Source organism: Barnesiella sp. An22, assembly GCF_963931395.1.
Lineage (GTDB): Bacteria > Bacteroidota > Bacteroidia > Bacteroidales > Barnesiellaceae > Barnesiella > Barnesiella merdigallinarum.
In genome coordinates, this window is the sequence record NZ_OZ007014.1 from 2,595,669 (window position 1) to 2,608,181 (window position 12,513).

General features: G+C 59.5%; 8 protein-coding genes. 5 read left to right on the plus strand and 3 right to left on the minus strand.

What is annotated here, in order from left to right; translation table 11 throughout:
* Window positions 1–6: 6 nt before the first annotated feature.
* From ABGT88_RS10765 to ABGT88_RS10775, 3 genes are all read right to left on the minus strand, one after another.
* Window positions 7–1,548 (minus strand): arylsulfatase, encoded by a 1,542-nt coding sequence (locus ABGT88_RS10765; protein WP_300131032.1) that lies wholly within the window; start codon window positions 1,546–1,548, stop codon window positions 7–9.
* Between the two features lie 127 nt (window positions 1,549–1,675).
* Window positions 1,676–3,988, minus strand: a complete 2,313-nt coding sequence (locus ABGT88_RS10770) for a glycoside hydrolase family 20 protein (RefSeq protein WP_346702059.1) — start codon at window positions 3,986–3,988, stop codon at window positions 1,676–1,678.
* A 14-nt stretch (window positions 3,989–4,002) separates the two neighbouring features.
* Window positions 4,003–5,577 (minus strand): sulfatase, encoded by a 1,575-nt coding sequence (locus ABGT88_RS10775; RefSeq protein WP_346702061.1) that lies wholly within the window; start codon window positions 5,575–5,577, stop codon window positions 4,003–4,005.
* 66 nt (window positions 5,578–5,643) lie between these two features.
* Between ABGT88_RS10775 and ABGT88_RS10780 the strand changes: the two genes are divergently transcribed.
* From ABGT88_RS10780 to tpx, 5 genes are all read left to right on the plus strand, one after another.
* Window positions 5,644–6,039: a DUF4286 family protein gene (locus ABGT88_RS10780; RefSeq protein WP_298663293.1), complete on the plus strand. Its 396-nt coding sequence runs from the start codon at window positions 5,644–5,646 to the stop codon at window positions 6,037–6,039.
* Window positions 6,040–6,627: a crossover junction endodeoxyribonuclease RuvC gene (ruvC, locus tag ABGT88_RS10785; RefSeq protein ID WP_087408611.1), complete on the plus strand. Its 588-nt coding sequence runs from the start codon at window positions 6,040–6,042 to the stop codon at window positions 6,625–6,627.
* A 237-nt stretch (window positions 6,628–6,864) separates the two neighbouring features.
* Window positions 6,865–10,551, plus strand: a complete 3,687-nt coding sequence (gene metH / locus ABGT88_RS10790) for a methionine synthase (RefSeq protein WP_346702064.1) — start codon at window positions 6,865–6,867, stop codon at window positions 10,549–10,551.
* Between the two features lie 174 nt (window positions 10,552–10,725).
* Window positions 10,726–11,844, plus strand: coding sequence for a hypothetical protein (locus ABGT88_RS10795; protein ID WP_346702066.1), 1,119 nt, complete (start codon window positions 10,726–10,728; stop codon window positions 11,842–11,844).
* Window positions 11,845–11,867: 23 nt separating this feature from the next.
* On the plus strand, window positions 11,868–12,377 hold the full coding sequence (tpx, locus tag ABGT88_RS10800; protein ID WP_258327327.1) for a thiol peroxidase: 510 nt from the start codon (window positions 11,868–11,870) through the stop codon (window positions 12,375–12,377).
* The last annotated feature ends 136 nt before the right edge of the window (window positions 12,378–12,513 follow it).

The window sequence follows — 12,513 nt, forward strand, 5'->3', positions numbered from 1 at the left end:
ACATCCTCACTCCAGCGGGAGCCCTACCCGACCGTCCTTGATTTCGGCCAGCTTGCGGGCCAGTTCCTCGACAACGGCCGGATATTGGGCAGCCACGTTTTTCGTCTCGCCCTTATCGCTGCGCATGTCGTAAAGCTGAGGGTCGGGGCTGTTACCGGTCTCGATACCCACGTTGCTGTTGTAGGGGCTACCCTCGCCCGGTTCGAGGTATTTCCAGTCGGCGGTAATAATCGAGAGGTTGTTCTGGGCATTCTGCTCGACCAGCGAGCTGCGCCCTTGACGGTCTTTGCCCAGCCAGGCATCGAGCCAGTTCTCGCTGTCGGGAGCAGCTCCGGCAGGCATCGACACCCCCAGCAGCGAGGCCAGCGAAGCCATCCAGTCGAGCTGACAAACCAGCGCGTCGGAGACTGCCGGTTGCACATGACCGGTCCAGCGAAGAATGCACGGCACGCGGGTACCGGCCTCGTACAAGCTGTATTTGCCTCCGCGGAAGGGTCCGCCCGGCTTGTGGTTGCCCAGCAGCTCGACAGCCTGGTCGCGATAACCGTCGTCTACCACCGGCCCGTTGTCGCTCGAGAGAATCACAATCGTATTCTCGTCGAGCCCCAGCCGCTTCAGCGCAGCCATCACCTCGCCCACGCTCCAGTCGAACTGCAGCAGCACGTCGCCTCGCGGTCCCATACCCGACTTGCCGGCAAAACGGGGGCCAGGCACCCGGGGCACATGAGCATCCTGCGTGGCAAAGTAGAGGAAGAAGGGCTCGTTCTTGTGCTGCTCGATGAAGTCGATGGCCTTGGCCGTCAACTCATCGGCAATCCGGTCGTCTTTCCACAGAGCCGACTTGCCCCCCTTCATAAACCCGATGCGCGAAATGCCGTTCACAATACTCTGGTTGTGACCGTGCGAAGGGAGCATGGTGAGCAACTCGGGGTTGTTCTTGCCCGTAGGTTCGCCGGGAAAATTTTTCTGATAGCTGACGTAGATGGGGTCGTCGGGGTCGAGATTCGCTACCCGCCCGTTCTCCACAAACACGCAGGGCACGCGGTCGCCCGTGGCCGCCATGATGTAGGAGTAGTCGAACCCGATGTCCGACAGGTTGGGCGAAATGAGCCCGTTCCAGTCTTGCGTCCCCTTCTTGTCGCCCAACCCCAGATGCCACTTGCCTATGGCACCGGTCGTGTAACCAGCCTCGTGAAACATGTCGGCCAGGGTGTAACGGTCGGGGCGTATGATCATACCGGCATCGCCATCGGCAATGCCCGTGCCCTGCCGACGCCAGGCATACTCGCCGGTGAGCATGGCATAGCGGGCCGGCGTACTGGTGGCCGCCGCACTGTGGGCATTGGTAAAGCGCACCCCCTCGGCGGCCAGTTGTTCGACGTGGGGCGTGCTGATGGTCTTGGCGCCGTTGCAACTCAAGTCGCCATAGCCGATGTCATCGGCATAAATGAATATGACGTTGGGCGTTTGCGACTCCCGCTCGGCGGCATGGCTCGCGAAAGGAAGCGGCAGAGCCATCAAAGGTAATATCAAAGGTATCGATTTCATCTCTTTCTCTGTTTTGTGTATCGTATGGATGGCACCCTTGCCCCGCATAGAGCAGGGTGCGGTAAAAGTCAAAAAAAATTGTTCTTCGGGAAGCCGTATCAGGGCTATCCCCTGGGCTGTCGGGCGACTATTGCACCATCACCTCGTCGAAGTACATCCAGACCTTCTGCCCTTCGCGCACATCGCCGGCCGGACAGAGACCCGGATTCACCACCTCGAACTTCAGATAACGGGCTTTCACCCCGAGGTTGTCGAAACGGGCATCCTCGATAGCCATGCGGTTCTCGAAAATCTCCTCCCGAGAATAGCGAATCTCGCCCACCGGGCGGTAGTTCTTCTTGTCGTTCGAAACCGACAGCCTGATTACGGCAGGCTTGTGAACCGCCATGCCCGAGTTGGTGATGCAGCCGAGAGTCACCTCGCTCACCGGGGTCTTCTTTCCCAGGTCAATCACAAACGTGGCATCCTGGTCGTACCAGCCCACCCACTCCGAATCGGTATGGCGCAAACTGCCCCGCACACCGTTAGTGAGTACACCGGCACTCCCGTTGTTGGCTATCTCCCGTTTGCCCGTAGCCAGATTCCACTGCATATCCAGGGTGAGGGTCTTCCCCATCTGCACACCTTGTGCAAAGGTAGCCGCCCGAACACAGGTGGAGGCATCGACCGTAAACGGTTTTTCGTATAGCGGCGACGTGGCCACCGGCTCCGTGCCGTCGCAGGTGTAGCGTATCTCCACATCGGGGCGGATGCACGAGAGGTCTACCCGCAGTCTCTTCTTCTCGGGGGTAACCCGGTGGTCGATGTTGTACATCGAGCGGGCGCAAGTCACGCCCAATGCCTCGAGGTGAGGCAACACCCGGTCGAGCCGGGCGAGGAATCCGGGCCAATCCTTCGTGCCCTTTTGAGTCCAGGCCACATCGGCCAAGGCCAGCAACCGGGGAAAAAGCAGATACTCCACATCGGCCGGCGAGTTGCAGAACTCGGTCCACATCGAAGCCTGTACCCCCATCAGCAGCGATTCGTAGGCCGGTTTCCAATCCTGCTGCACCGGCTCATACTGGTAGACATCCTTCAGGGTATTGTTGCCGAAATAGGTAAACGGCTCGAACCACTGGGGTCCCTGATAACGAATGAGGTAAAGCACCCGGGCCGGAGTCATCACAAACCGATGCCCCTGTTCGGCCGCCTTGAGAGCCGCCTTGCCCAAACCTTGCCAACCGTAGATGATGGCCCCCTCGGGCAGGGTACTGTTGGTGAGCTCGTCCCAGCCCATCACCTCCTTGCCCTTGCTGCGCACATAGTCGCACATGCGGGTCATAAAGTAACTTTGCAGCTCCTCGATATGGTCGATGTGCTCGGCCTTCATGCGGGCCTGGCACAACGGGCATCGTGCCCAGTTTACCTTCGAAGCCTCGTCGCCACCCAGGTGTATGTATTTCGAGGGGAAGAGTTCGACAATCTCGTCGATGACATCCTCGAGAAACGAAAACACGCTGTCGTTGCCGGCACAATAGACAATCTCGGAGTTCTTCCCGCCGATGCCCGGCAACACCCCGATAAAGCGGTCCTCCACGGGGCAGGCCAACTGCGGATAGGCAGCCAGCGACGAATTGGTGTGGGCCGGCATCTCAATCTCGGGGATTACCTCGATCTGACGTTCGGCCGCATAGCGCACAATCTCCCGAATATCGTCCTGCGTATAGTATCCGCCCTCGGTAGCCTCCTCGCCCCGCTCCTGGTTGCGGCGGTTGGGAAAGAGCTCGTCGCGCTTCACGCGCCAGGCTCCCACCTGCGTGAGGCGGGGGTACTTCTTAATCTCGATGCGCCAGCCGTTGTCGTCGACCAGATGCAAGTGCAGCTTGTTGATTTTCAGTATCGAGGCCGCCTCGATAATCTGCAACAAATCTTTTTTGGGCATAAAGTAGCGCGACACGTCAATCATCAGCCCCCGGTATCCGAACCGCGGAGCGTCGTCGATCGTCATCGCCGGCACCCGGCAAAGGTTACGCGCCACAGGCTCCACCCCCTCGATGGCGGGCGGGAGCAACTGACGCAACGTCTGCAAGGCATAGAAGAAACCGGCATCGCCCGACGCCTTTATCGTCATCCGCCCGGCAGACACCTCGAGCCGATAAGCCTCGGGGGGCATCGAGGGCACCGTCGTCAGCCGCACATCGGGCTCGGGAGCTCCTACCTCGATGGCCGGCAGAAAACCGGCCGTGCGGCCCAAGCGGTCGACAAAAGTCGAGACCATCTGCAACTGCGACTCACACTCCACCCCGATTGTTGTCGAGGGGGTAAAGTAGAAATAGCCGCTGTCTACGCTGCATGTCATCGGCGCCGGTATCACCGGCAACGCCTCGGCCCCGACCGACTCGCCCGCCCATACCGGCAGGCTCAACCCCAGAGCGCAAGCAATCCATAGTTTTATTTTCATGGCTCTCCCCTCGTTTATTCGTTAATGGGAAACTCGTTCAAGATCGGGTCGTCGTATTGTATTTGCAGCCGCTTCAGCTCCTTCTTCAGGTCACGGGTAATCTCCTCGGTACCCTCCTGCCCGTAGATGTTGTACATCTCGCAAGGGTCGTTCTTCAAGTCGTAGAGCTCCCACACGTCGATGTCGTTGTAGAAGTGGATGAGCTTGTAGCGATCGGTGCGTACGCCATAGTGGCGCTTCACCATGTGCTCGGCAGGGAACTCGTAGAAGTGGTAGTACATCGAGGTACGCCAGTCGGCCGGCGACTCGCCCCGCAACAGCGGAACCAGCGACTCGCCCTGCATGTCGTCGGGCACGGTAACCCCGGCCAGTTCGAGGAAGGTGGGCGCATAGTCGATATTCTGCACCATCTGAGGAATGTCGCCCCGTTTGTCGAGCCCCTTGGGCAGGTGCATGATGAGCGGCGTGTGCATCGACTCTTCATACATGAAGCGCTTGTCGAACCAGCCGTGCTCGCCCATGTAGAAACCCTGGTCAGAGGTATAGACCACGAGCGTATTGTCGAGCAGCCCCTCTTTCTCGAGGTAATCGAGCACCCGGCCCACATTGTCGTCGAGCGACTTCACCGTCTTGGCATAGTCGCGCATGTAGCGCTGGTATTTCCAGTGCACCAGCTCCTCGCCCTGCAGGTTGTCCTTGTAGAACTTGTCGATAATGGGATTATAGAAGTTGTCCCAGGCAGCCTTCTGGGCCGAATCCATACGTCCGTAAAAAGACTCATACAGCGATTTCAGTCGGCTATCCTTATCGGCGCGCAACATCTTCAGGTCGTAAATCAGGTCCATGTCCTTGGCGATGCTCATCTCTTGAGCCGCAGCGGCCAGACGGCCCTCATACGTATCGTTGAAGGTCTCGGGATAAGGGAACTCACGGTCTTCGTACAGCGTGAGGTTGCAGGTATCGGCCATCCAGTTGCGATGAATCGCCTTGTGGTGGATAAAGAGGCAGAAGGGTTTCGACTTGTCGCGCTTGTTTTGCAGCCAGTCGAGACTCTCGTCGGTAATGATGTTGGTCACATAGCCGTGCTTGCGCACCGTATCGTTGTTCTGTGTAATGAAATCGGGGTTGTAATAGTCGCCCTGTCCCGGCAGAATCTCCCAGAAATCGAAACCCGTAGGCAACGACTCGAGGTGCCACTTGCCCACGATAGCCGTCTGGTAACCGGCCTGCCGCAACAGTTTGGGCATGGTTTGCTGCGAGCTGTCGAACCAGCAGGTAGTGTTGTCGGTAAAACCGTTTTTATGACTGAACTTGCCGGTAATCATGCAAGCCCGGCTGGGACCGCTCAGCGAGTTGGTCACGAAGCTGTTGGTAAACCGCACGCCATCGCGAGCGATGCGGTCGAGATTGGGAGTCTCGATATAGCGGGTATCATAGCAACTCATCATTTGAGCCGTATGGTCGTCGGTCATAATATAGATGATATTGGGGCGTAGCGCCTCCCTCTTGGTGTTCTGGCACGAAGCCAAACTACCCACTACCGCAAAAGAGGCTACGGCATAAAGCCAGTTGGAGTCAATCGATTTCATAAGGATTAAAGCACTTATAGGTTGGACAAATAACAGATTCTACAAATATATAAATAGAAAAGCACAATGACAAATGAGACATCCATCTCCATACGACTTTCGCAAAATCTTCTTACCTTTGTAACTGATATAACCGTTCAAAAACCGTTCGAAATGATTATCTTCAACACCACCTATCACGCCGACAATGCTCGCAAAGACGAGTTCATCGACTGGCTGAAAGAGTCGTATATCCCCGCCGTCGTGGAGCACGGCCTGCTGCGGGAGCCGCAACTGACCCGCATCTTTGCCGATAACGAAGACGAAGGCACCAGCCTCTCGCTCCAGTTCAAATCGCCCGATACCGAATCGCTGGAACGCTGGCACGAGGAGTGCGGCGAGGCGCTGCTTGCCGAGATGCAAAAACGGTTTGGCGATCAGGTTTTGGGATTCAGCACCTTGCTCGAAGTAATCGACTTGTAAATGACACCCGAGAACGACCGAGTAATCATAGGCATCGACCCCGGCACCAACGTGATGGGCTACGGCATCTTGCGCGTAGTCAAGAACAAGCCCGAGGTGGTGGCGCTGGGGGTGATTCAGCTCAACAAGTTCGAGAGCCACTACCTGCGTTTGCGGCGCATCTTCGACCGGGTGCTGGGCCTCATCGAGCAATATCTGCCCGACGAGATGGCCATCGAGGCTCCCTTCTTCGGCAAGAACGTGCAGTCGATGCTCAAACTGGGCCGCGCCCAGGGGGTAGCCATGGCGGCCGCCCTCTCGCGCGATATTCCCATCACCGAATATGCCCCCCTGAAAATAAAGATGTCGATTACCGGCAACGGCGGTGCCTCGAAAGAGCAGGTGGCCGCCATGCTGCAACGCATCCTCCACATCCCCGATGAGAACATGCTGCCCCAGCTCGATGCTACCGACGGTCTGGCGGCCGCCCTCTGCCACTTCTACCAGACCAACCGGCCTCAGGTGCCCAAGAGCTACAACAGCTGGAAGGACTTCATCAGCAAGAACCCCGACAAGGTCTCGAACGGGAAACCTTCGCCCAAGAAATAGCGTCCGACCCGCGTCGCATCAGCTCCCGCCCCGGCCCTCGGCTACACATTATCTCCACATCGGGCAGAAAATTTGTTTGTTTCCTCTGCCTTATCGGTCGAAAAACAGAATATTTCACCACCGCACCCACCCCAAAGAAGAGATTATTTCGAGAGGCCGAACGATAATTAGCGTTACCTTTGTACATCGGGATTTCCATCCTGCCCGTTTTGTATTCACGCCATACCTATAGATGATATGACTACACTGCAACAACTACTCGACCAACGCATTCTCGTGCTCGACGGAGCCATGGGAACCATGATACAACGCTACGGACTCGGCGAACGGGAGTTCCGGGGCGAACGCTTTGCCCACACCGATGTGGAGCTGAAGGGCAACAACGACCTGCTATGCCTCACCGCCCCGCACATCATCGACGAAATACACCGGGCCTACCTCGAGGCCGGGGCCGACATTATCGAGACCAACAGCTTCAATGCCAACGCCATATCGATGGCCGACTATCGGCTCGAAGGGGCCGTGCGCGAAATCAACCTCGCCGCCGCCCGTCTGGCCCGCCAAGCGGCCGACGACTACTCGACTGCCGAGAAACCGCGCTTCGTAGCGGGGTCGGTAGGACCTACGAACAAGAGCTGCTCCATGTCGCCCGACGTGGAGAATCCCGCCCTGCGCAGCCTCCATTTCGACACCCTTGCCGCAGCCTATCGCGAACAGATGGAGGCGCTCGTCGAGGGAGGCGTAGACCTGCTGCTCGTCGAGACCATCTTCGACACCCTCAATGCCAAAGCCACCCTGTGGGCCGCCCGCCAGGCCATGGAGTCGGCGGGTCGCGAGGTGCCCGTGGTGCTCTCGGTCACCGTTACCGAAAGCGGCCGCACCCTCTCGGGGCAAACCCTCGAGGCGTTCCTCACCTCGGTATCGCACGCCTCCCTGCTGGCCGTGGGACTCAACTGCTCGTTCGGGGCCCGCGACATGAAGCCCTGGCTGCAACGCCTGGCGGCCATGGCCCCCTGCTACGTGAGCGCCTATCCCAACGCGGGACTGCCCAACCAGTTGGGCGAATACGACGAAACACCCCAGTCGATGGCCGTACAAATCAAAGAGTTTATCGACGAGGGGCTGGTCAACATCGTGGGCGGTTGCTGCGGAACCACCCCCGAACACATTGCGGCCTATCGCGAACTCGTGGCCGGGGCCGCACCCCGTCGTCCGGCTTCCCGCGACCATAGGCTGCACTTGAGCGGACTCGACGACCTGGTAGTCTCGCGCGAGACCAACTTCGTAAACATCGGCGAGCGATGCAACGTAGCCGGCTCGCGCAAATTCCTGCGGCTCATTCACGAAAAGAACTACGCCGAGGCGCTCGACATCGCCCGCCAGCAGGTCGAGGCGGGAGCACAGGTCATCGACATCAACATGGACGACGCCATGCTCGACGCCCGCGACGAGATGGTCAACTTCCTGAACCTCATCGTCTCCGACCCCGACATCTACCGGGTACCCGTCATGATCGACTCGTCGAAATGGGAGGTCATCTCGGCAGCCCTCAAGTGCCTGCAAGGCAAGGCGATTGTCAACTCCATCAGCCTCAAGGAGGGTGAAGAGCTCTTTCTGCAACACGCCCGCGAAATCAAACGGATGGGGGCGGCTGTGGTGGTGATGGCCTTCGACGAACAGGGGCAGGCCGATACCTATGAACGCAAAATCGAGGTTTGTGCCCGAGCCTACCGGCTGCTCACCGAGGTAGCAGGCATGGCTCCCTGCGACATCATCTTCGACCCCAATGTGCTGGCCATAGCCACCGGCATCGAGAGCCACGACAACTACGCCGTCGACTTCATCCGCGCTACGGCCTGGATTCACCAGCACCTACCCGAGGCCAAGGTGAGCGGCGGGGTGAGCAATCTCTCCTTCTCCTTCCGGGGTAACAACTACATACGCGAGGCGATGCACGCCGTCTTCCTCTACCACGCCATTGCCCAAGGGCTCGACATGGCCATCGTCAACCCGGCCACCTCGGTGACCTACGACGACCTGCCTGCCGAGACCCTCACGCTCATCGAGGATGTGGTGCTGAACCGTCGGCCCGATGCGACCGAACGGCTCATCGACTTTGCCGCCCGGCACCGGGAGGAGGCCGACAAACCGAATAGGACCGAACCGCAGGAACGCACAAGTGTACCCGTAGCCGACCGGCTGCGACAGGCGCTTGTCAAAGGGTTGTCGACCCACCTCGAGAGCGACCTGGCCGAAGCGGTGGCCCAATACGGGTCGGCCATCGCCGTCATCGAACAGCCCCTCATGGAGGGGATGAACCGCGTGGGCCAGCTCTTCGGCGAGGGAAAGATGTTCCTGCCCCAGGTGGTCAAGAGTGCCCGCACCATGAAGCAGGCCGTGGCCATCCTGCAACCCCTCATCGAACAGGAGAATGCCCGCACGGGCGAGACGGCGAAACGGGGCAAATTCATCATCGCCACCGTCAAGGGCGACGTGCACGACATCGGCAAAAACATCGTCGGCGTCATCCTCGCCTGCAACAACTTCGAGGTGATAGACCTGGGCGTAATGGTCCCGGCCGAACGCATTGTCGAACGAGCCATTGCCGAAAAGGCCGACTTCGTAGGGCTGAGCGGACTCATCACCCCCTCGCTCGAGGAGATGGGACACGTGGTGGCCGAGATGGAGAAGGCCGGCTTGCGCACCCCGGTCATCATCGGTGGGGCCACCACCTCGCGACTGCATACCGCCGTGAAGATAGCCCCCCGGTATAGCGGACCCGTCGTCCACGCCGGCGACGCCTCGCAAAATCCGCTCATCGCCGCACAACTGCTCAACCCGCAGACCCGCCAGAGCTTCATCGTCTCGCTGCAAGCCGAGCAGGAGGCTCTGCGCCGTTCGCAGAAACCGGCCGACACCCTGCCCCTGGCCGAGGCCGAACAGCGGGCTCCCCGCATCGACTGGGCCCACTACGTTGCGCCGCGTCCCCGGGAGTTGGGCCGCCACACGATTGCCCCCACCATCACCGAGATTCGCCCCTACATCAACTGGCGGGCCTTCTTTGCCGTGTGGAAGATAGGAGCACAATATGCCGCCATAGCTGACATGCGGGGCTGCGACCACTGCCGGGCCGCCTGGCTCGCCGCATTCCCCACGGCCGAGCGGGCCAAAGCCACCGAAGCGATGCAACTCTACAAGGAGGCCAACCGACTGCTCGACACCCTCGAACGCGAAAACAACGATTCGCCCCGAGGGGTCTATCTGCTGACCGAAGCATCGAACCGCGACAACCTCATACGCCTGCATCTGCCCGAGGGCGACGTGCTCGAAATTCCCTGCCTGCGCCAACAGGTACGCAAGCCCGAAGCCGATGCCTGCTACTATGCCCTGAGCGACTTTGTACGCCCCGAGCAGACCGGAGCCCCCGACTATGCCGGACTCTTTGCCGTCACGGCCGGCGGCGACATACAGCGACGCATCGAACGGCTGCGCCTCACCGGCGACGACTACAACGCCCTGCTGTTGCAATCGCTGGCCGACCGCCTGGCCGAAGCCGCTTCGGAGTGGTTGCACCTGAAGGTGCGACGCGAACTGTGGGGATATGCTCCCGACGAACCCGCTCTCGGTCTGCCGGCTCTCCTGGCCGGAAACTACCGCGGCATACGCCCGGCCGCAGGCTACCCCTCGCTGCCCGACCACTCGCTCTTCTTCGACTGGGACCGGGCGCTCGACCTCGGAGAGATAGAGATTACCCTCACCGAAAACGGGGCCATGTATCCCAACGCCTCGACCGCCGGGCTCTACCTGGCTCACCCCGATGCCCGCTATTTCCACATCGGCCACATCGCCCCCGACCAGCGCGAGCGGTATGCCCGTCAGCGGGGTCTCTCGCTCGAGGCCACAACCAAATGGCTCTCGGTATGATTCGTAATTTTTAACCCACACAGAGAATTAACAAATCTCATCGAACCAACCACCCGTTGCGATTGTTATAGCCGGGACAGACCAATCATCATCACAACTATGACACACCATCGCCTTCGGGTCCTCCTCCTTGCACTGTCGGCGGGCATCGCGCTTGCTCAGGCTCAGGCGGATATGGACGACCTAATCGCCCGGCTCGACACGACGTCGAACTACCAGAGCTCGTTTACCTACCGGGTGACGCTGCCCATCACCGACTCTGAAATCGAATACCGCGCCCGACTCGACTACCGCAGGGAGCCGGCCGATACCTTGTGCGGGTACAGTTACCTCATTGATTACAAGGCCGAGAACGACACCTGCCACTATCGCAACTTTGCGGCGTATGCCTCGGGTCACTGCTTTCGATTCGACCGCAACCGGCTGCGGGAGTATCACCACGACGAAAACCCCGAGCCCTTTGTTCCACGGGGCCGCGATCTCGGGGTGCACCGCTCGGGGTTGTTTGCCGAACTCTTCCCGGCCGAGATGGCCCGGCAACTGAACGAATTTCGGGCGAAACCCGACTGCCGGGTGCTCTTCTTCCCCGACACGACGGTGCAGGGAGAACGCTGCCACGCCATACTGGTGACCGACTCGATGCGGGGCGAGGTGGCCCGCACCATACTCTATACCTTCGACCCCACTACCGGACTGCCTCTCTACCGCGAGACCGAGAACAATCCCGGCCATCTGGGTTCGCAAACGGTTGTGGTGAGGTATGGCCCGAGCCGTACCGACACCCGTTTCTCTCCCGACCACTTCGGCGAAGAGCATCTGCTACACGCCTACAACGAGGTGTTCCACCTCTTTCGCGAAGGGAGCTATGCCGCCAGCGACCGCGTGGGACAACAGGCTCCCCAGTTCGACCTGCCCTGGGGCGGGCGCCGTTTCACCTCCGACCACCTGAAAGGGCAGGAGGCCTTGCTTTTATTCCTCGACTCTAAAGGAGAGTTTTGCACCCCGGTGCGACAAACAGCCGAATCTCTGTCGTTACAAGAGGGGCTTACCCCCGTATTTCTCTATGAAGAGAGGCAACCCGAGACGACCCCCAATCCGGCCGGAGCCATCGTACTGGAGCACGCGGCAAACACCGCTACCGCCTACGGCGTGACCGGCTACCCCACCCTCTTTCTGCTCGACCCCGAGGGGAGAATTCGCTGGGTCAAGGTAGGCTACACCCCCTCGCTGGCCGAGGAGCTGGAACTGGCCATCCGACAGATGCGCCACCCGTCGAAACAACCTCCACATTAAAAATCATTTATACATTCACTACAATGGAAACAACAGCATTCAAAGGCACCCCCGTACATACCTACGGCAAACTGCCTCAAGTCGGGAGCATCGCTCCCCAGTTCACCCTCACCCGCGGCGACCTGACCGAACTGCGCAGCGAAGAGCTAAAGGGACGACGCATCGTCCTGAACATCTTCCCCAGCCTCGACACCGCCGTCTGCGCCACCTCGGTGCGCAAGTTCAACCAACTGGCAGCCTCGCTCGACAATACCACCGTCGTAGCCGTGTCGAAAGACCTCCCCTTTGCCCAGTCGCGATTCTGCACGACCGAGGGCATCGAGAACCTCATCGCCGCCTCGGCCTTCCGCTCGCCCGAATTTGGCAGGGAATATGGTGTCGAGATGGTCAACGGTCCCCTGGCCTGCCTGCTGGCTCGCGCCGTAGTGGTTATCGACGAAACCGGCCGGGTAATCTACGAAGAACTCGTGCCCGAAATCACCCACGAACCCAACTACGAGGCGGCCATCAACGCGCTGAAACAAAACTGGTAACGGCACTCTCGCCTCATTCGACAAACCCGAGAATCGCCTTTCCCGACTGGTGTGGAGAGGCGATTCCCTTTTAAACACATCACCATCAAAAAGCAAGAAAATCTATCATATTTATTACAAACTATTCCACATTTTA